Raw genomic sequence first — 19,847 nt, 5'->3', positions numbered from 1 at the left:
TATGCTACAACTGATTGGAGAGTATATTGGGGTTGTTTTCGGTAGTTTTATCACTGTATACATGGTGTTAGTGATTAGTTTTTACTCAGTGATTTTACTACTATCACTTCTTCAGCTTAGAAGAGAATATAAACTTGATAAAGAGCAAGCGTACGATGAATATCTTAATGACTTATATACAAAGCCAATTTCTATTATTGTTCCTGCGTTTAATGAAGAGGCAGGATTGATTCAAAGTGTCCGTTCCTTGCTGGGGATTAATTATCCCACTTATGAAATTATTGTTGTTAATGACGGATCTACAGATAATAGTCTTAATAAAATGATTCGACATTATGAGATGAGGGAGATTAAAAAGGTCATTCGAAAGCATGTTGAAACAAAAAATATTAAAGGAATATATCAGTCCAGTACTTTACCGAACCTTTATCTGATTGATAAAGAAAATGGCGGCAAAGCAGATGCATTGAATGTAGGATTAAATTTCTCTCACTATCCTTATATTTGTTCTCTAGACGGCGATTCCGTTCTAGAACGAGATGCCTTCTTAAAGGTAATGAAACCAATTATGCTTTCAAATGAAGATGTTATTGCTTCTGGAGGAAGTGTAAGAATTGCCAATGGTTGTAAAATATCAAATGGGAATTTACTTGAAGTAGGATTATCAAAACATCCCCTTGTGATTATGCAGATCATTGAATATCTCCGTGCCTTTTTAATGGGGAGAATTGGTTTAAGTCGTCATAATCTTCTTTTGATTGTATCAGGAGCATTTGGCGTATTTTCAAAAAGCTGGGTCGCTGAAGCGGGGGGATATAAGACCACGACCGTAGGTGAAGATATGGAGTTAGTGGTTCGTTTGCACCGACTTATTAAAGAGAAGGGTGTAAAGAAAAAAATAGTATATGTACCAGACCCTGTATGTTGGACTGAAGTTCCGGAAGAAACTAAGTTTCTTCGTAGACAGAGAAGAAGATGGCATCGAGGTTTGTTTGAAAGTCTTTGGGCACATAGGAAGTTAGCGTTTAATCCGAAATACGGTTCGATCGGTATGATTTCCTTTCCTTATTTTTGGATTGTTGAGTTTTTTGGTCCTATCATTGAGCTCTCTGGATATATTTATGTTTTATGTTCCTTGTTTATTGGCGGAATTTATTTAGAGTTTTCTATTATCATTTTTCTTCTCTCTTGTTTGTATGGATCATTGTTCTCCATGGCCTCTGTTTTATTAGAAGAGTGGAGTTTACGCAAATATCCAAAAGTATCACATATCGTAAAGTTATTTTTTTACTCTATGACAGAGACATTATGGTACCGCCCATTAACCGTCTTTTGGCGTTGCGAGGGGATTTGGCAAATTATTGTTGGTGAAAAGGGCTGGGGAGAAATGAAAAGAAAAGGTGTATCGGAATGAAGAGTTGGTTTTCGAAACAACAAATGCTTGTTTTTGCATTTATTGCAATCCTAGTAGTAGGGATAACAAGTCCTTTCTGGCTATGGGCAGTAAAATCAAATAAAGAGTTAAATGTATTAATTCTCGATAAGACTGTTCCTGACCAAACGTACCGAGAACATAGCGGACTAACTTGGCTATTGAATAATGAGAAATATGTCACTAGCGATCGTGAAAGGTACAGTATTGAAACTAGCTATAATGGATTTGTTCCTAAAGAGGGGGAAGAGTATGAAATTCGCAATCTTCCAAAAGAATTAGAACAGTATGATGTCTATTACTTGGCGGATTCATATGGGGTCAATGAAAAGGAATTCTATGGTGAAAACCAACAGGGAGAACGGTCTGAGCACTTGTATGGTGGATTACAAGAGGAAGAAGTGGAGGCCATTCATCAGGAATTACTTTCAAATAAGGGGAAGACCCTTATCGCTGAATTTAATACATTTGCTAGTCCCACTTCAGCTTTAGCTCGTGGAAAAATTTCTAACCTGTTAAATGTCGATTGGACAGGCTGGATTGGTAGGTATTTTCCTAAGCTTGAGGGGGAAGAGGTTCCAACTTGGGTGAAAGAAAATTACGAAAAATTGAACGGAGCATGGAATTTTTCAGGTGAAGGGTTAGTATTTGTGGATAGCAATGACTATATTGTGGTCATTGAAAAAAATGAGTTTAAGGGTGAGGGACCAAGTTTCCAATATACTGAACTAGGTGAGAAGCTCTTAAATAATAAGAAAACGGATACTGATTATTCTTATTGGTTTGATATTATTTCCGCAAGAGATTCAGATGAAATCTTAGCAACATACCATTTATCTGTAACAAAGGAAGCTGAATCAAAGCTTGCAGAAAATGGGATTCCAGTTACTTTCCCCGCAGTTATCAGCCATAAAAATGCGAGTTATTCTGCCTATTATTTTGCTGGTGATTATGCCGATGAGGGAGATGTTCCTTCGATTTATCAGACAAGGGGAATATCGAATTGGAGAGAAATCGCTCAGTCAGATTCTTTTTACTGGCGTGTGTACGTTCCGATGATGAAGCAAATTCTCCGTCACGGCTTAGAGCCATCCGATGAGCAGGAAGTGGTAGAGCTTGTTACGGAAAATGGGAACTCTATTAATAGTAAAACAGATGAAGAGTCTATTCAAATCCAAAAGGATGGTAAGTGGCAGGATCTTCTTATTAAAGGGGTTAACATGGGGATTGCTAAACCAGGTTACTTCCCGGGTGAGACGGCCATCTCTAAAGATGAATACTTTAGATGGTTTAAAATGATTGGCGCCATGAATGCGAATGCCCTTCGTATTTATACCATTCACCCTCCACAATTTTATGAAGCTTTCTACGAATATAATAAACAAGCCAAGAAGCCTTTATATTTATTTCACGGTGCTTGGGTGACAGAAGAAACGTTGCTAGAAAAACAGGATGCCTATGATCCGTCCGTTGTGGAAGAGTTTCAAAAAGAAATGAGAGACATCGTTGACATCGTTCATGGCAATGCTCTCATACCAGAAAAGCCAGGGCATGCCTCAGGTTCCTACACTCACGATATTTCCCCTTATGTACTAGGGTATATTATTGGAATTGAGTGGGATCCAAGTATGGTATTAAATACTGACGCTGTTCATAGTGGAATGGAGCAGTATAAAGGAGACTACTTCTTTACTGAGAATGCGACGCCATTTGAAGCATGGTTAGCGGTCCGAATGAATGACATGGCGAGCTATGAGGCAGAAACGTATAATTGGCAACATTCCATGAGCTTTACCAACTGGGTAACAACCGACCTATTATCTCATCCGGCTGAGCCTGCTGAAGAAGAGGATATGGTGAGTGTTGATCCCAATCATATTAAAAAAACGCATCAATTTCATGCGGGTTTATTCGCCTCTTATCACGTCTATCCGTATTTTCCAGACTTCCTAAATTTTGAGGAAGATTATGTGAATTATGTAGATAGCAGTGGAGAGAAAAATAACTATGCCGGGTATCTTCATGATTTGAAAAATGCACATGAAATGCCAGTCGTGATTGCTGAGTACGGGGTGCCTTCGTCAAGGGGATTAACTCATGAAAATGTTCATGGAATGGATCAAGGTAATCATAGCGAACAGGATCAAGGTGGAATTAATCAGAAGCTTTTCCAGACTATAGTTTCAGAGAATTTTGCTGGAGGTATGGTATTTTCTTGGCAGGATGAGTGGTTTAAACGAACATGGAATACAATGGACTTTGATAATCCAGACCGCAGGCCGTATTGGTCTAATTTACAGACGAATGAACAAATGTTTGGGATGCTAGGGTTTTCCCCTTCTTTATTGGGAAAAGAAATGACTTTAGACGGAAAAGACAATGACTGGAGAAAGTCGTTGATTGAACCTTTAACACAATCGAAGGATGAAGATAATTTATTGACAGGTATGTATGTAACTTCTGATGCAGCAAATATCTATGTGCGTCTCGATTACCAACAATCTATAAATTTAGAAGAAACACCGACATATATCACATTTGATACGATAGGAGATCAGGGGCAAAAAAAGATTCCGCTTCGTACTGGTCAATCACTGTCAACAACCTCTGGTGTGGATTTCTTAGTCACATTGGCGGGCAAAGAGGAATCGCGGATGACAGTCGATAGCTACTATGATTCTTTTTATTATCAATATGGTGAGCGGTTAAAGCTGATACCAAAAGAAACGTATCCTTCAGAAAAGGAAAATGGTGTGTTCCATCCGATTCGCTTGGCGCTAAATAAACCATTAACGATTCCTTCGACAGGGAAAACCTATCCTTTTGAAGCATATGAAACGGGAAAACTTCTATATGGCATGGGTAACCCTGATGAAGAAAATTATAACTCATTGACAGATGTAAGCATTAGCGAGGATGGAAAGATGGTCGAGTTACGTATTCCATGGTTAATGTTAAATATTAAGGATCCGAGTGAAAAAGAAATTATTGGGGATATGTGGGAAAGTGGATTAGAGGGTACAAGAAATATTGAAGGTATTTATCTATCTGCTTTTGTACCAACAGAAAATGGTCTGTCAGTTTTACCAGAAATGGAAGGGATAACTGATACGATATCTAAAACGGTAGTTTATAAATGGAATAAATGGGAGCAGCCAGTATACAGTGAACGACTTAAGGATTCTTATTATATTATGAAGGAAACATACGGGGGGACAAAAGAGTGAAAAGGATATTATTAGCTGAGGATGAAGAAGTATTAAGAATGCTTGTTGTAGACACTCTTGAAGAAGAGGAATATGAAGTGGATGAAGCGGCAGATGGAACTGAGGCGGTTCAGCTATTTGAGGAGAATAGCTATGATTTACTGGTTCTTGATTATATGATGCCAGGATTAACAGGGCTAGAAGTGATTGAATATGTAAGACTAAAAGATAAGGAAGTAAAAATCTTAATGCTCTCAGCTAAGAGTCAACAATATGAACAGGAAAAGGTAATTGAGGCAGGAGCTAACTACTTTATGGCCAAACCTTTTAGTCCAATGGAGCTAAAAGGTAAGATTGAGGATATCTTAAATGAAAGATAGCTCGAATAAAAAGCAAAGCATATTAAAACAATTTATTCAGTTAATGATCATTTTTCTCTCTTTAATTCTTATCGGTATGTCTTTAAATCTCTATTTTCAGTACAAGCGAAGCAATGACTATGTTGAAAAAAGAGCCCTTATTGTGGAGAAAGAGAAAATTACGAGAGATTTGTATTACACACTGAATACGGCTTTATTCGATGTTAGGGGATATTTTGCTTACGGAAATGAAGAGTTAAAAAAAAGAGCACACTCACAACAGCCTGAGATTAGAAAACTAGCGAAAAAATTAGAGGCGAGTGCGACTAATGATGATGATACGGAGTATGTTAGAGAGATTAACAGCTTTGTGGATTATTATTTTGTTGAGACTCTTCCTCAAGCAATCCAGTATTATGAGGCTGGGCGACAGGATGATTTAATCAATTTGGCTCAGCTTGGCGCTACAACAAGAACCAATGAATTTTTGGATTTGACTCACGAATACATGGATGTAATTGATAGCGAATTAAATACAGCCATAAATGATATGAGGAAAACTCAAACCATTTATCAAAATGTATTTCTTGCCTTTATCATATTTCTTTTGGTATTCCTTTTTAGAATTATCAGGGTAATGCTAACAAATATTGGTGCACCACTTTCCCAACTAGCAAAGACAGCAACAGATATAACAGAGGGAAAGGATTCAGAAATTTTTATTGATCCACATCGTAAAGATGAAATTGGTATTCTTTCTTTCGCGTTAAAGAAGATGCTCCATTCTATACAAGAAAAAGAACAGAATCTATTAGCACAGAATGAGGAGTTATTAGCACAGCAAGATGAGCTTTACGCGCAACAATCGGAGCTAGAAAATGCCCTTTATGTGGTAAAAGAAAGTAAGAACAAAATTGAAAATCGTAATGAATTAACAAATAAATTAACAAACACTCTTGAAAAGCATACGCTACTTGATAGCATTGTCTTACACATGACACGAATTATTAAGGCGGATCGAGGGTTAATCATATTGCTTGAGGACCAAGCGTATAGTTCATATGGAATTTCTACTTCTGGTGTAGAACAGTTTAAAAAGAACATATACAATGGCTTGAATAGCATCCTTATTAAACATAAGCAACCATACACGATTAAGAGGGAGATAGTGGAATCTGAGAAGGGGTACCATGAGGGGAAATTGTATTCTTTTGATTTATACTTGCCAGTCATTTCCTCAAATGATGTGGTAACCGCAATAATGGTGTTTAGCAGGTTTGGAAATGCATTTCAAGAGTCAGAGATTGAAGAATTACAATCGATCACAAAACAAATGAGTAATTCATTAGAGAAGGTATATATTCATGAGTTAACTGAAACGGAACGACTAAGGAATCAGTCTATATTAAATACAACTCATGAGGGAATTCAGCTTATTAATCAGGACGGAGTGGTTCTGCTAGTAAATAAGGCTCTTTGCGAGATGTTCGAATGCGTAGTGGATGGAAGAGATTTAGTAGGACTTGACCTTCAGGATTGGACATCCTTTATGCAAAAAGATATGGAGGAAAAGGATGAGTTTTTACAATTTGTCCAATCTGCAATAGAAACCAACCATATAAATAATTCAAATTCAATTATATATAAACGACTAGATAAGCATCAAGTGATCAAGGTATATAGTGAAGCACTATTTCAGGATGAAATACGCATTGGTACGATAATTGTTCATCGAGATATTACAAAAGAATTTGAAGTGGACCAAATGAAGTCTGAGTTTGTTAGTACTGTTAGTCATGAGTTGCGAACTCCATTAGCTAGTATTTTAGGATTTACAGAGCTCATGTTACACCGTGAGCTAAAGCCAGACCGAAGATTAAAGTATTTAACCACTGTATACAATGAAGCAAAGAGACTTACCGCATTAATTAATGATTTTCTTGATGTCCAACGCATGGAGGCGGGGAAACATACGTATGAAAAAAAATATTTTGAACTATTGCCCGTTATTGAGTCAGTGACAAATACATTAAGAAGTACAACATCAATACATGAAATTACTATTACCTCCCATGCTGAAAACGATTGGATTTTAGGAGACCGTGAAAAGATTGAGCAAGTACTTACCAATCTGGTTGGAAATTCAATTAAATACTCTCCGAATGGAGGGAATATTACACTCAATCTATTTGAAGCAAAGGGAATATTGAAGTTGGATATTTCAGATGAAGGCTTAGGTATCCCTGAAAATGTAGGGGGCTCCATCTTTACAAAGTTTTATCGAGTTGACAATTCAGATCGACGAAAAATTGGTGGGACTGGACTAGGTCTTGCCATTGTAAAGGAAATAATGAACGCCCATGAAGGGGATGTTACTTTTACATCTGTTTATGGAAAGGGAAGTACCTTCACCATTTCTTTCCCAATGGTTAAAAAAGAGGCAACCAGGATTACAGATAGGAGAGATGAAGAAGCTTCCACTTATAAAGTTTTTGTCATTGAGGATGACGAAAGTTTGCTAGATCTAATATCACAAGAGTTACTTGATAACGGATTTACAGTTACTCAATTTACAAATGGTGACCATGCAATGGATGCCTTAAAGGAAGAGGTACCAGATGCAGTTATTCTAGATATCATGTTAGATAAAGGAAACGTTGATGGCTGGAATATTATGCGATTTATGAAAGAGAAAGAGGAATTGAAGGAAATACCAGTCATAATCTCCAGTGCACTAGATGAGAGAGACAAAGGTTTAGCGAATGGAGCCGAGGAGTACTTTGTTAAACCATACAAAACAAGCCACTTATCTAAAATTGTGATGCAATTATTACTCAAGATTGGAAAAGAAGGGCAAGTGATTGTGCCCTTTGTTGAAGAGCATGATAATGAAAAAACAAAAGAATAATGATTGATTGTGCAGAAAAGGACTAGGACATTCGCTCTAGTCCTTTTCTATATTTATTTTTTAAACTTAGGCTTGATCATTTGTTTTGGACAAAAATGTTTCGGGAAAGGAAAGAGTACAAAGAAAATATCGGCATGGGTTGCCGTTTATATAAAGGGAGCGTCTACCTAATGGGTAGGCGCTTCTATGATTACATTAATTAAATATCCATTTCAGGAAAAATAGATGGATTATCAAGAAAAGGAGCCTTACATACAATATTTACTTCGGTAAAAGGATGAAAAAACTCTACCTTTAAAGCATGCAGTGCTTGTCTTTTCTGCTTAACACGACTTCCATAAAGCGTATCACCAATAAGAGGGTGACCAATTGAACTTAAATGTACTCGAATTTGATGTGTTCTTCCTGTATCAAGCTGGCAGCTGATTAGCGTTGTATTTTTTTTTGCATTGTAAGCTTCTACTTTATAGTGTGTAACAGCGGATTGACCAGTAGAAGATACTCTTCTTCTCGTTGGATGGTGACGATCTCTTCCTATGGGCTTTGAAATCGATCCTGAGTTTGTTTTCATTTTCCCTTCGACTAAAGCGAAGTATGTCCTTTTAATCTTTCTTTCCTCAAGGAGTCTATCTAAGATTGCCCCGCACATTCGATGCTTAGCAAAAATAACGGCACCCGTAGTATCCCGATCAAGACGATGGATATGCTTGATATAATGAAGTTCTCCTTTTGATTGAAGATGAAATGCTACGCCATTTAAGAGGCTTAAATGGTCATTTAATGAATTTGGATGAGTATCCATCCCGGCGGGCTTATTAGCGATAAGAAGGTGGTCATCTTCAAAAAGGATGTCAATCTCCATATAAGTAGGTGGGACTATTGGGGGCTCAGGTTGAAAAAATGGAATAGATAAAGTATCCCCCAATTGGAAAGGAGAAGTCCAGTTTGCTTCTTGTCCATTTATTAACACACTTTTTTCCATTCTCAATTCATGGACTAGTTTTTTTGGGGCCTTCCAATAATCTTTAAATAAGCTTTCGATTGTGTATTTCTCCCAATCTTTTGGAATACAAATATTGTACTGTTTTCCAACTGTTTTTGTTTGTAACATTGTACTCTCCGTTCTTAGTTATCATTTTAATCGTGGTGATAATTACCACCATAGAGACAGGTTTTTTTATGGTATTCTTAATTTATATTTTACATTAGAACTAAAGGATATTTAAAGGTGGGTTATAAGTGAAGATTGTTTTTGCGTCGACACCAGACCAAGAAGAGAAAATAAAGGAGCTTGTCAAAAGGTTTTATCGAGATATTTTCCCTATGTATTTCTCTGATAAAGACATAAAGAATTTTGAGGATCAAAATGTACTGAATAATGAAACAGCACAGCTTGATGGAACGTTAAAGGAAGCGTATCATGTGATTGCTTCACTTCAAACTTTGCTATCTATTCTAGAATCACGCATCTTATCATACAATCACCAAGCGCTGTATGATAAAAATGTGGAAACATTGCATGAGTATGGATTTATTTTCCCTTTTTCTTATGATGAATTTATCTATGCTAGAGAAAACAAAACTACCTTTTTCAGCACATACACCCAAGCTGCTAATCAATTATTAGTATAAAAGCCGGCTACATATGTAGTCGGCTTTTTTCAAAACTTATTTTGTATTTTCGTTAAACCAGCTCTCAAAATCAGGCTCTTCGTGATATCCTACGATTCTTGCTACTTCTTTCCCGTCCTTGTATTGAACAATGGTAGGAGTACTTTCGATTAAGTAATCATCCCATCCTTGCTCAAACTCAAGTAAGTTATACTGAAGTAGATCAATATTCATTTCTTCAGAAAGAGGAGCAACGATTGGAGTTGTTCGTTGACAGTGTGAACAAGTTGGACTGTAAAAATACACGGTCACGTCTTCACCATTGTCCAGTTTTGATTGTAAATCCTCTGGAAGAACGAGGTTTTGGTAATTAGGATCGTCTAACTGATCAATAGTTGCTTGATCCAGACTATCCTTCTTATAAGGGTTGTCTTCACTGACTTTTTCTTCATTTTGCATTTTTGTAACAATAGCTAATGCACCAAATAATAGGACGATAATACCAATAAAAATTAGAACTTTTTTCATGAAATTATTTTTCCTCCTTCGTTTGCTTCCATACTAGAAAGCTACAAACAAAAACAATAATAAACGCGGTGAGGGCCAGAAAAGGGATCGTGATAAATCCAAGCCAATTAATGTATTGCCCCGTACAAGGGACACGCCCACATGCTGGAGCTGTATCCGCTAAAAAGGAAACCTTCTGTAGTCCATAATGGTAAAGGGAGATCATCCCACCAACAGCCGAAAGAATCATCGTATAAAAGGCAATCCCATAATCCTTTTTCACAGTTGCAATACCTAATAATACAACAAATGGGTACATAACGATGCGTTGATACCAGCAAAGTTCACAAGGCTCGTACTGGCGTATCTCCGAAAAATATAAACTGCCAAACATGGCTAGCAGTGCTGCAGCGAAAGCAAGGAAAAGCAAGTTTTCGCGCTTGTCATTTTTTTTCATACAATATTCTCCTTAAGCGTATTGACCGTGAATTTATTATAATTACAAAGGACAAAAATGTATAATAATCTACTCACAAGTCTTCCTTTTTTCCTACAATTCCATAAAAAAAGAAATGAATGAATTCATTTATGAATTGATCCTTGTTTGATCTAGATTGGAAGATTTCTGAATGCTTTTGAATGGCGTCTGTCATTGCTTGGAGGATAAAAAGAATCGTATTCATTGATAGACTGCTGGATATATCCCCGCTTTTTCGTCCTTCTTCAATAAATGTAACAATGAGAGGCATAGATTTTTCGTTTGCGAATTCTTGAAATAAATTCGCAATAACACTATTCTCTGAAACAATCGCTTCAATAAAATCTGTACTAAGGTCATTTGTGGATGAAAGCTTCAATTCAATCAATTTGATTAGCTTGTCTTGAAAAGGAAGTTCACTATAAATTAATTGTTGAAACGAGTTAATTTGCCCTTCAAGATAATCCTTTAGCACATCATAGACGAGCTCGTCCTTACTTCCAAAATAATTATATATCGTTACTTGCGAAACATTCGCTTTTTTTGCTATTTCATGAATGTTTACCTTTTGAATTCCGTACTTTGTGAATAAAGAAAAAGCTGCCTGGCGAATCTGTTCCATTTTTTGAAGCCTTCTTCGTTCAAATCCGTTCATATCTTCACCTCTTTCCAATTTTAAAAAAAATGATGAAATAATACAAATGTAACATTTTAAAATTTGGAGAGATGTGTATTTTTTACAAAAAACATATATAATGAAAATGGTTTCTTAAGTTGTCACAAAAACTAACGACGAAAAAGAGGGAAACGCACAGTCTGGCTTGAATAATAAAAGTTAGAAAACACTTTCAGGAGGAGACGAAATGAGCTGGAAAGAAAAAGTACATACATGGAATCAATTTGATAAGCTCCCAGAAGAGTTAAAGGGGCAACTACAAAAGCTATCCGATGTGGAATTAGAGGATGCTTTTTATAAAAATTTAGAGTTTGGTACAGGTGGGATGCGTGGGGAAATAGGTGTTGGTACAAATCGTATGAACATCTTCACGGTTAGGAAGGCATCCGCAGGCCTTGCAACATATATAGAAGAATTTGGTCAGGAAGCAAAGGATAGAGGTGTGGTCATTGCATATGATTCTCGCCATAAATCAAGTGAGTTTGCAATGGAGGCAGCCAAAACATTAGCTACAAAGGGAATTCAAGCATATGTCTTTAATGAGCTTCGTCCAACTCCAGAATTATCTTTTGCAGTAAGACATCTAAATGCTTTCTCTGGAATTGTGATTACAGCAAGCCATAATCCGCCTGAATATAATGGTTATAAGGTGTATGGTCCAGATGGTGGGCAGCTTCCTTTAGAAGGGGCAGATAAGGTTATTGAAAAAGTAGATGCGATTTCAAATGAGTTAACTATAGAGGTTAGTGACGAACAGGAGTTAAAAGAACAAGGGCTAATTAAGATGATTGGTGCAGAGGTGGATCAAGCGTATCTGGAGAAGCTTGTAACGATTTCTGAGAATCCAACATTAGCCAAAGAAACGGATTTACAGGTAGTTTTTACACCGCTGCACGGGACAGCTAATAAACCAGTGCGTTCTGGACTTAAGGCGTTTGGATACGAAAATGTAACGATTGTAAAGGAGCAGGAATTACCTGATCCTCAGTTCTCTACTGTGAAAAGTCCAAATCCAGAAGAACATGCTGCGTTTGAATTGGCAATAGAAGCGGGTAAAAAGGTAAACGCTGATTTATTGATTGCCACTGACCCTGATGCAGACCGTCTTGGGATTGCTGTAAAAAATGAAAAAGGGGAGTATGAAATCCTAACAGGAAATCAAACAGGTGCTTTACTACTCCATTACTTACTAGAAAATAAAAAGGAAAAGGGAACCTTACAAGAAAATGCAGTTGTTTTAAAGACAATTGTTACCTCTGAATTAGGTGCAACTATTGCTGCTTCTTATGGTGTTCCAACACTTGATGTATTAACAGGATTTAAGTTTATTGCAGAAAAGATTAACGAATATGATTCCACAAATGAACATAGCTTCTTATTTGGATATGAAGAGAGCTACGGTTATTTAATTGGAGACTTTGCTAGAGACAAGGATGCTATTCAAGCTTCTCTTTTAGCAACTGAAGTGTGTGCGTACTACAAAAAGCAAGGCAAGTCTCTATATGAGGCAATGTTAATGATATTTGATAAGTATGGATATTATCAAGAAGGATTACGTTCATTAACATTAAAAGGAAAATCAGGTGCAGAAACGATAAATAAAACACTAGAATCTTTCCGGGCTGAACCGCTTGAAGAACTCATTGATCTAAAGGTAACAAAAACAGAGGATTACCTGACAAGTAAAAGATATGAGGATGGATCGGAAGAATCAATTGATCTTCCTGCCTCAAACGTATTAAAGTACTTTTTTGAAGATGGATCATGGGTCTGCCTTCGACCATCAGGAACGGAGCCGAAAATTAAGTTTTATTTTGGCGTAAAGGGATCAAGTTTGACTGAAAGCAAAGGGAAATTAAAATCAATTGAAGATGCATTTATGCAAGCGGTTGAAAATAAAATGAATGCACTATCTAAATAAATCATAAAAAACACGGTCAATTTGACCGTGTTTTTTTGGTGGAATTCTGGTAGTTACCCCATGGTTATCACTGTATCAAGCAAGCCGTCATTTGCTTCAACAAGATCGTTTGCATGGTCGATGTAACGAAGTAAAGAATATAAATGTTTCTCAATCACTTGGTAGTCTTTTTCAAAATTGTACGCATGAAGGAAGTGTTCAATTTTTTTGGCTAAAAATTGGTCCTTCGTTCGTACCATCAGTATTAATAAGTTATCCCATTCAGAGCGATGCGTATAGTACAAGGCTCGATCATAATCAACATGATTCATTTTCTCTCTCCTCCTCTTAAGGAGTTGAGTATAGTGTATGATGTTCTTTTAAAAACAATCTCAGAAAAACTTGTCACTGTTGATATATCAATGTTTTCATCTTTTTCCTGAATAGGTTTATGACATTCAAGACACATTAAAGATGGAAATTTTAATTTTAGGAATGGATGAAATGAAAACATTGATATTTCTTATATGCTTTTTACTGTATTGCCCATCTGCTTTTGCAAATATTGTTAACTCAGACCAAATCTACACATACGAACAAATGCAATTTGATATACAAAAACTAAAGGAAACCTATGATGGAGTATTAGAAGTAACAGTAATTGGTCAATCTTATTATGGAAATGATATTCCAGCAATAAAAATTGGAAAAGGTGAGAAAAACGTCGTACTCATTGGTGCCCACCATGGTAGAGAGTGGCTAACAAGCTCTCTTCTAATGGTCATGCTTGAAAATTATGCTAGAGCTTTAACAACCGGTGCAAAAGTTGGACCGTTTTATCCTAACATGCTGAATGATGTGTCCATCTGGATTGTTCCGATGCTTAATCCGGATGGAGTCAAAATTCAACAGCGGGACATCCCTGTATTTTTTGTTGATCAACTATTTTTAATGAATGAAGGAGACTCCAATTTTTCACGTTGGAAGGCAAATGGGATTGGGATTGATTTAAATCGCCAATATCCAGCAGGTTGGAGAGAGTTAAAGGGGCCCAGTACACCTACTTACCAATTTTATAAAGGAAAAAGACCATTTGAGGCATTGGAAACTCAAGCATTAGCTGCTTTTATTGATAAAATCCAACCCTCTATTTCCGTAGCCTATCACTCAACGGGTCAGGAGATTTATTGGAAGTATAAAAATGGGAAGAATGAACAAAGGGATTATTCAATCGCTGAAAAAATCGCTCAATCAACCGGATATAAATTAGGAAAGCCCCCTAAAAAGGCAACTGGTGGTGGATTTACTGATTGGTTTATTACCACTTACCATCGCCCAGCATTAACCATAGAAATATGTCCACCAATGATCAATCGTGCACCGCCTTTGTCAAGCTTTCCAGAGGTGTGGAAAAGGAATCAATATGTTGGGATGAAATTAGTTAATGAGGTCATAGAGTTACATAAAAGGGATGGGCATATGGAAAAATAATAACCACAAACAAGGAGGGAAAAGTTTGAAAAAGATACTTGTTCCAATCATAACTCTTTTATGCATTTTTGGTTCACTTTCTTCTACTTATGCTGAACAGCCTGGTCTGGATTATAAAAAGTTTGGGAGAATTGCAACTGCAGTTGTAACTGAAGACTATCCTGGACAGCAAGTAGTAGAATATAAGTATGTCGGTAGAGAAAAATTAGCTGAAAATAAGGTATTGGATTCCTTTCGTTTTGAAGTGATGGTGAATGGCAAGGAACAGTTTGTGACAGTCAAGATTACGCATGACAATAGTGCAGGAAAAGAATTAACGATTACATTAGTAGAAGAAAAATAAGGAAAAGCAGGACTCTAAAACAATAGGGTTCTGCTTTTTTCTATTTCTAAGTACATCATTCTCTCTCTCGTTTCATACATTGTGATAAGAGCAAAAAGGGGGAGAAAGCTAATGCGTGAACAAGAACAGAAAGATTTACAGTATGCCATTGAAGAGATAACGGAGATAGCGGTTGGCTTTGGACTCGATTTTTATCCAATGCGTTATGAAATTTGTCCATCCGAAATAATTTATACCTTTGGTGCATATGGCATGCCAACAAGATTTTCCCATTGGAGCTTCGGGAAACAGTTTCATAAAATGAAGCTTCACTATGATCTGGGGTTGTCTAAAATTTATGAACTTGTTATTAACTCTGACCCTTGTTATGCGTTTTTACTGGATTCTAATTCTCTTATACAAAACAAACTAATTGTTGCCCACGTTTTAGCTCATTGTGACTTTTTTAAAAATAATGTTCGATTCCAAAATACAAAAAGAGACATGGTAGAAAGCATGGCCGCAACAGCTGAGAGAATCAGAAAGTATGAGATACAATATGGGAAACATGAGGTTGAAACGTTTCTTGATGCCGTTCTTGCCATTGAAGAACATATTGATCCCTCGTTAATGAGGCCTAAACTTGCTTGGAGCATGGAGGATGTGGAATACGAAGAGGAAGTTGTTGCGTTAAGTCCTTATGATGATTTGTGGGATTTGGATGAAAAGAATAAAAAGAAACTAGAACCAGTAAAAAGAAAAAAGAAATTCCCTCCACAGCCTGAGAAAGATCTTTTGTTATTTATTGAAAGTTACAGTCGCGAATTATCAGACTGGCAACGTGATATTTTAACGATGATGCGCGAGGAAATGCTCTATTTCTGGCCACAGTTAGAAACAAAGATTATGAACGAAGGCTGGGCGTCGTTCTGGCATCAAAGAATACTCCGTGAGATGGATTTAACGAGTGGTGAAGCATTAGAGTTTGCTAAACTGAATGCTGGTGTGGTTCAACCTTCGCGAACAGGAATAAACCCATATTACCTTGGGTTGAAGATATTTGAGGATATTGAAGAACGTTATAATAATCCGACCGAGGAAATGAAACGTCGAGGAGTTCAGCCTGGATCAGGTCGAGAAAAGATGTTTGAGGTACGTGAAATAGAATCAGATATCTCCTTCCTCCGCAACTATTTAACGAAAGATCTTGTTATGCGAGAGGATATGTATTTATTCCAAAAGCAAGGGAAGGATTATAAGATTGTTGATAAAGCATGGGAAAATGTTCGAGATCAGTTAGTAAGTATGAGGGTAAACGGTGGTTTCCCATACTTAACGGTAACGGATGGCGATTATTTGAAAAACGGTGAGCTTTATATCCAGCATGGATACGAAGGAATTGAACTTGATATTAAGTATTTGGAAAAAGTTATGCCGTATATTCATCAGTTATGGGGAAGAAGTATTCATATGGAAACCGTGATTGAAGGGAAAAATATGCTATACACGTATGACGGTAAAAGTATACACAGAAAGTATTTATAGAGTGAAGCAACCCCATTCAAAATCGAATGGGGTTTGTTAATTTCTAAATTTATTTAATCTTATAACCTCAAATGTAATTTGTATTTGAGGTTATAAAACGACGATTGCTTGGCTTCCCATTTGCTCCCATGCTTGAATAAACGATTCTCGGTCAAGTTGCTGATTTTTCTCTCCGTAAGGATTGTTAATATAGATAGATTCATTATCAAATCCTGTTATGACGACACTATGCATTTTATATGTGATAGTAACTTCTCCTTGTGGTGTTTCCCACGTCTCGAATTCGTCAATAGGAGAAAAGGTTGAGGTGGTAATAATCCAAACAGGATGACCTTGAGCTACTTGTTTTAATAGCTCATCAAATGATTGATTGGTTAAGTCAATAACATGATCCGAATAATTTGTTGCAAGATCATAAATGGGACCATGATATACTCCAAGTCCAGGCCCGTCTTCCATATTACCAACAAACCCAATATTAGGATTTCCATATTGACCACTAGAATATTGAAGTGGTGTGCGAACTACTTCCTCTGCTAATTGATTTTTTGTTACATCAAGACCATTGTATTGTAAAATCATTGCTAAGCTTGTTACTTCACAACCATTGTATAATCTCGGACTATCCATTTGGTTCAATAAAGGAACATCAAGTAGAATCTCTGTAATTTCTTGCTCTTTTTCCACATCCACAGTCTCTTCAACAATAGTTGCTGTGGAAGCAGTCCCTTCAGTAAAAGTGCTAGATGTAGTTTGAACATCTGCCGTTGTTGATTCCTTGTTCGTGGTAGATTGAGCATGTTCATCGTTAGAGAGAAACAATGCTGTTGCAAATAAAGTGGTAGATAATATGATTGCAGGGATTTTATAGCTCATGGAAACCTTCCTTCTTAATATAGTAATAGATTTCATAATGATAGAATCAAATTATGAACAAACTATTACTAGGGTAGGAAGAATTGAGGAATGTTTAAGGAACAATTATAATGTGGTAAGAGGTGAATTATGAAGAAAACAAAGGGTTCAATCGAAGCAGAAATAAGTAAAGCTATTACTCAATGGGAAAAGGACTACTTAGGTAGAGGGTCAATATCTGTAAAGGCTGATATTCTAAGAGACATGATCATTGTATCTTTAAAAGGAATCCTAACTCCTGCTGAGTATTCAGTGTGTGAAACAAAAGACGGGATGTTATCCATAAAACGTACGCGTGCTGATTTAGTTGAGTCTGGTACGGGTGATTTAAAACAATTAATTTCTAATATAACAGGTCAAAATGTCCTTAATTTTCATACAGATATTAGTACTCGGACTGGAGAAAGAATGATGGTTTTCCGACTAAAGGGTGATCTTGAAAAAGAGTTTATTTGAACAATAAGTATTTTTTTATTGACGTTTATTCAATAACATCATATGATAATGATAAGAATTTAATAAGATATTCCTTTAAAGGGGAGTAGCTTTTACAACAAAGTCGTCATTTCGGAGACACGCGCTCTCGGCTTTGTTGGCAACGGTACTAGTTGTTAGCAAGACCTTTACCTACAATGGTAAAGGTCTTTTTTGCGTCTCAAACCTTTACCAAAATATAGTATTTGGGAAGGGGCGAGTATATGAACAAGTAAATAATTACATCCGATTTAATTGTTATAGATATATGGAACGTGAAAAGAGTGCTGGGTGGAGAGTTCTCAATTGAAAGGGGAAACGGAATTTGGATATTAGTTTATTATTAGAATATGGTTGGGTATTATTAGTACTTATTGCATTAGAGGGTTTACTTGCGGCAGATAATGCCCTTGTATTAGCTATTATGGTAAAGCATTTACCTGAAGAAGAAAGAAAAAGAGCATTATTTTATGGTTTAGCAGGTGCATTTATTTTTAGATTTGCTTCCTTATTTATTATTTCATTCTTAGTGGATGTATGGCAAGTACAGGCAATAGGTGCGATCTATCTTTTATTTATCGCAATTAACCATATTGCGAGGAAACTTTTTAAGAAGAAACTTGAAGAGAAGTCAAATGAAAAAGAAAAGAAAGAAAAGAATTCGGGTTTCTGGACAACTGTTATCAAAGTTGAGTTAGCAGACATAGCTTTTGCAGTAGATTCAATTTTAGCTGCAGTTGCATTAGCCGTAGCTTTACCGGATACTCCACTTCCTCCTATCGGTGGTTTGGATGGAGGTAAGTTCTTAGTCATCTTTGCTGGTGGTTTAATTGGGTTAATTATCATGCGTTTTGCTGCAAATTTCTTTGTAACACTTCTTGCCAAGCGCCCTGGATTAGAAATCGCGGCCTTTGCTATAGTAGGTTGGGTAGGGGTGAAACTTGCAGTATACACATTATCACACCCTTCACTATCCGTGCTTCCTAGTACATTTGCGAAATCACCTGAGTGGAAAATTACTTTCTATATAGTATTAGTTCTGATTGCATTAGCTGGTTGGTTTTTCTCAAAAGAAGTGAAGGAAGTAGAAAATGCAGCATAATTTAAAGAGCGTTCATTAGAATTTTCTAATGAACGCTTTTTCGACAAAAAATGATAAAAATCTATTGACGATAAAAAAGACGGATGGTATTATAAGAATCTGCTTACGAAACAACATAATTTAAAAGTTGATACACAAACTTTTTTTAAAAAAAGTTGTTGACGAGTTAAGTGGAAAATGTTATTCTAATATAGTTGCTTCCGAGCGATGAAACGAGAATGGAACTGAATTTTGTTCTTTGAAAACTAAACAAATCATACATCAACAAAAATGATTAGTGTTGAAAAATACACTAGCCAACGTTTTAACTTTAAGAGCTAAATCTTACTCTTTATTGGAGAGTTTGATCCTGGCTCAGGACGAACGCTGGCGGCGTGCCTAATACATGCAAGTCGAGCGGATCTTGGGGAGCTTGCTCCCCAAGATTAGCGGCGGACGGGTGAGTAACACGTGGGCAACCTGCCTATGAGACTGGGATAACTCCGGGAAACCGGGGCTAATACCGGATAATTCTTTTCTACTCATGTAGAAAAGCTGAAAGATGGTTTCGGCTATCACTCATAGATGGGCCCGCGGCGCATTAGCTAGTTGGTGAGGTAACGGCTCACCAAGGCGACGATGCGTAGCCGACCTGAGAGGGTGATCGGCCACACTGGGACTGAGACACGGCCCAGACTCCTACGGGAGGCAGCAGTAGGGAATCTTCCGCAATGGACGAAAGTCTGACGGAGCAACGCCGCGTGAGTGATGAAGGTTTTCGGATCGTAAAACTCTGTTGTTAGGGAAGAACAAGTACCGGAGTAACTGCCGGTACCTTGACGGTACCTAACCAGAAAGCCACGGCTAACTACGTGCCAGCAGCCGCGGTAATACGTAGGTGGCAAGCGTTGTCCGGAATTATTGGGCGTAAAGCGCGCGCAG

At 37.0% G+C, this 19,847-nt stretch carries 17 protein-coding genes and 1 rRNA gene; 12 read left to right on the top strand and 6 right to left on the bottom strand.

Annotated elements, in window-relative coordinates; genetic code table 11:
• Position 1: 1 nt before the first annotated feature.
• From ACVBAX_RS23855 to ACVBAX_RS23840, 4 genes are read left to right on the top strand one after another with little or no spacing between them, the layout of a single operon-like run.
• Entirely contained in the window at positions 2 to 1,414 is a 1,413-nt protein-coding gene (locus ACVBAX_RS23855) for a glycosyltransferase family 2 protein (RefSeq protein WP_447119339.1), read from the top strand.
• Positions 1,411 to 4,659, top strand: a complete 3,249-nt coding sequence (locus ACVBAX_RS23850) for a hypothetical protein (RefSeq protein WP_447119337.1) — start codon at positions 1,411 to 1,413, stop codon at positions 4,657 to 4,659. Before ACVBAX_RS23855 ends, ACVBAX_RS23850 begins: the two co-directional genes overlap by 4 nt.
• Positions 4,656 to 5,018 carry a response regulator transcription factor gene (locus tag ACVBAX_RS23845; protein ID WP_447119335.1) on the top strand — a complete coding sequence of 121 codons (363 nt, stop codon included), beginning with the start codon at positions 4,656 to 4,658 and terminating at the stop codon, positions 5,016 to 5,018. Before ACVBAX_RS23850 ends, ACVBAX_RS23845 begins: the two co-directional genes overlap by 4 nt.
• The gene (locus ACVBAX_RS23840) at positions 5,008 to 7,905 is read left to right on the top strand and encodes an ATP-binding protein (RefSeq protein ID WP_447119333.1); all 2,898 of its coding nucleotides are present in this window, start codon (positions 5,008 to 5,010) and stop codon (positions 7,903 to 7,905) included. Before ACVBAX_RS23845 ends, ACVBAX_RS23840 begins: the two co-directional genes overlap by 11 nt.
• Before the next feature lie 199 nt (positions 7,906 to 8,104).
• Here ACVBAX_RS23840 and ACVBAX_RS23835 read toward each other — a convergent pair whose 3' ends face one another.
• Complete coding sequence (locus tag ACVBAX_RS23835) at positions 8,105 to 9,016, bottom strand: RluA family pseudouridine synthase (protein ID WP_447119331.1); 912 nt, start codon at positions 9,014 to 9,016, stop codon at positions 8,105 to 8,107.
• A gap of 128 nt (positions 9,017 to 9,144) precedes the next feature.
• On the opposite strand from ACVBAX_RS23835, the gene ACVBAX_RS23830 reads away from it, so the two are divergent.
• The gene (locus tag ACVBAX_RS23830) at positions 9,145 to 9,537 is read left to right on the top strand and encodes a DUF5365 family protein (RefSeq protein WP_447119329.1); all 393 of its coding nucleotides are present in this window, start codon (positions 9,145 to 9,147) and stop codon (positions 9,535 to 9,537) included.
• Positions 9,538 to 9,573: 36 nt separating this feature from the next.
• Here ACVBAX_RS23830 and ACVBAX_RS23825 read toward each other — a convergent pair whose 3' ends face one another.
• From ACVBAX_RS23825 to ACVBAX_RS23815, 3 genes are all read right to left on the bottom strand, one after another.
• Entirely contained in the window at positions 9,574 to 10,044 is a 471-nt protein-coding gene (locus ACVBAX_RS23825) for a thioredoxin family protein (RefSeq protein WP_447119327.1), read from the bottom strand.
• Between the two features lie 4 nt (positions 10,045 to 10,048).
• Positions 10,049 to 10,480: a disulfide oxidoreductase gene (locus tag ACVBAX_RS23820; RefSeq protein ID WP_430776889.1), complete on the bottom strand. Its 432-nt coding sequence runs from the start codon at positions 10,478 to 10,480 to the stop codon at positions 10,049 to 10,051.
• 73 nt (positions 10,481 to 10,553) lie between these two features.
• Positions 10,554 to 11,156, bottom strand: coding sequence for a TetR/AcrR family transcriptional regulator (locus ACVBAX_RS23815; RefSeq protein WP_447119325.1), 603 nt, complete (start codon positions 11,154 to 11,156; stop codon positions 10,554 to 10,556).
• A 208-nt stretch (positions 11,157 to 11,364) separates the two neighbouring features.
• On the opposite strand from ACVBAX_RS23815, the gene ACVBAX_RS23810 reads away from it, so the two are divergent.
• Positions 11,365 to 13,098 (top strand): phospho-sugar mutase, encoded by a 1,734-nt coding sequence (locus tag ACVBAX_RS23810; protein ID WP_447119323.1) that lies wholly within the window; start codon positions 11,365 to 11,367, stop codon positions 13,096 to 13,098.
• A 53-nt stretch (positions 13,099 to 13,151) separates the two neighbouring features.
• Here ACVBAX_RS23810 and ACVBAX_RS23805 read toward each other — a convergent pair whose 3' ends face one another.
• A complete protein-coding gene (locus tag ACVBAX_RS23805) occupies positions 13,152 to 13,409 on the bottom strand; it encodes a YhdB family protein (protein WP_119707080.1) in 258 nt (85 codons plus the stop codon).
• A 172-nt stretch (positions 13,410 to 13,581) separates the two neighbouring features.
• Here ACVBAX_RS23805 and ACVBAX_RS23800 point away from each other — a divergent pair, with 172 nt between their 5' ends.
• The 3 genes from ACVBAX_RS23800 to ACVBAX_RS23790 all read left to right on the top strand — a co-directional run bounded on the left by ACVBAX_RS23800 (position 13,582) and on the right by ACVBAX_RS23790 (position 16,435).
• Positions 13,582 to 14,568 (top strand): M14 family zinc carboxypeptidase, encoded by a 987-nt coding sequence (locus ACVBAX_RS23800; protein WP_447119321.1) that lies wholly within the window; start codon positions 13,582 to 13,584, stop codon positions 14,566 to 14,568.
• Between the two features lie 25 nt (positions 14,569 to 14,593).
• A complete protein-coding gene (locus tag ACVBAX_RS23795; protein WP_447119319.1) occupies positions 14,594 to 14,911 on the top strand; it encodes a DUF3889 domain-containing protein in 318 nt (105 codons plus the stop codon).
• 111 nt (positions 14,912 to 15,022) lie between these two features.
• Complete coding sequence (locus ACVBAX_RS23790) at positions 15,023 to 16,435, top strand: SpoVR family protein (RefSeq protein ID WP_447119317.1); 1,413 nt, start codon at positions 15,023 to 15,025, stop codon at positions 16,433 to 16,435.
• Between the two features lie 90 nt (positions 16,436 to 16,525).
• Here ACVBAX_RS23790 and ACVBAX_RS23785 read toward each other — a convergent pair whose 3' ends face one another.
• Positions 16,526 to 17,311 (bottom strand): C39 family peptidase, encoded by a 786-nt coding sequence (locus tag ACVBAX_RS23785; RefSeq protein ID WP_447119315.1) that lies wholly within the window; start codon positions 17,309 to 17,311, stop codon positions 16,526 to 16,528.
• A gap of 129 nt (positions 17,312 to 17,440) precedes the next feature.
• Here ACVBAX_RS23785 and ACVBAX_RS23780 point away from each other — a divergent pair, with 129 nt between their 5' ends.
• The 3 genes from ACVBAX_RS23780 to ACVBAX_RS23770 form a co-directional block, all read left to right on the top strand.
• Positions 17,441 to 17,806: a DUF2294 domain-containing protein gene (locus ACVBAX_RS23780; protein WP_447119313.1), complete on the top strand. Its 366-nt coding sequence runs from the start codon at positions 17,441 to 17,443 to the stop codon at positions 17,804 to 17,806.
• A gap of 343 nt (positions 17,807 to 18,149) precedes the next feature.
• Entirely contained in the window at positions 18,150 to 18,926 is a 777-nt protein-coding gene (locus tag ACVBAX_RS23775) for a TerC family protein (RefSeq protein WP_447119311.1), read from the top strand.
• Between the two features lie 331 nt (positions 18,927 to 19,257).
• Positions 19,258 to 19,847 (top strand): 16S ribosomal RNA (locus ACVBAX_RS23770); the annotation flags it as partial.

The organism is Robertmurraya sp. GLU-23, from assembly GCF_052983275.1.
Note: the sequence above shows the minus strand (reverse complement) of the source record. Positions and strands in the feature narration are given on the sequence as shown.

Bases quoted from the DNA above. Each gene is read 5' to 3' on its own strand.
- ACVBAX_RS23855 (WP_447119339.1), top strand. From the start codon at position 2: ATGCTACAACTGATTGGAGAGTATATTGGGGTTGTTTTCGGTAGTTTT.
- ACVBAX_RS23850 (WP_447119337.1), top strand. From the start codon at position 1,411: ATGAAGAGTTGGTTTTCGAAACAACAAATGCTTGTTTTTGCATTTATT.
- ACVBAX_RS23840 (WP_447119333.1), top strand. From the start codon at position 5,008: ATGAAAGATAGCTCGAATAAAAAGCAAAGCATATTAAAACAATTTATT.
- ACVBAX_RS23835 (WP_447119331.1), bottom strand. From the start codon at position 9,016: ATGTTACAAACAAAAACAGTTGGAAAACAGTACAATATTTGTATTCCA.
- ACVBAX_RS23825 (WP_447119327.1), bottom strand. From the start codon at position 10,044: ATGAAAAAAGTTCTAATTTTTATTGGTATTATCGTCCTATTATTTGGT.
- ACVBAX_RS23820 (WP_430776889.1), bottom strand. From the start codon at position 10,480: ATGAAAAAAAATGACAAGCGCGAAAACTTGCTTTTCCTTGCTTTCGCT.
- ACVBAX_RS23815 (WP_447119325.1), bottom strand. From the start codon at position 11,156: ATGAACGGATTTGAACGAAGAAGGCTTCAAAAAATGGAACAGATTCGC.
- ACVBAX_RS23810 (WP_447119323.1), top strand. From the start codon at position 11,365: ATGAGCTGGAAAGAAAAAGTACATACATGGAATCAATTTGATAAGCTC.
- ACVBAX_RS23805 (WP_119707080.1), bottom strand. From the start codon at position 13,409: ATGAATCATGTTGATTATGATCGAGCCTTGTACTATACGCATCGCTCT.
- ACVBAX_RS23800 (WP_447119321.1), top strand. From the start codon at position 13,582: ATGAAAACATTGATATTTCTTATATGCTTTTTACTGTATTGCCCATCT.
- ACVBAX_RS23790 (WP_447119317.1), top strand. From the start codon at position 15,023: ATGCGTGAACAAGAACAGAAAGATTTACAGTATGCCATTGAAGAGATA.
- ACVBAX_RS23785 (WP_447119315.1), bottom strand. From the start codon at position 17,311: ATGAGCTATAAAATCCCTGCAATCATATTATCTACCACTTTATTTGCA.
- ACVBAX_RS23780 (WP_447119313.1), top strand. From the start codon at position 17,441: ATGAAGAAAACAAAGGGTTCAATCGAAGCAGAAATAAGTAAAGCTATT.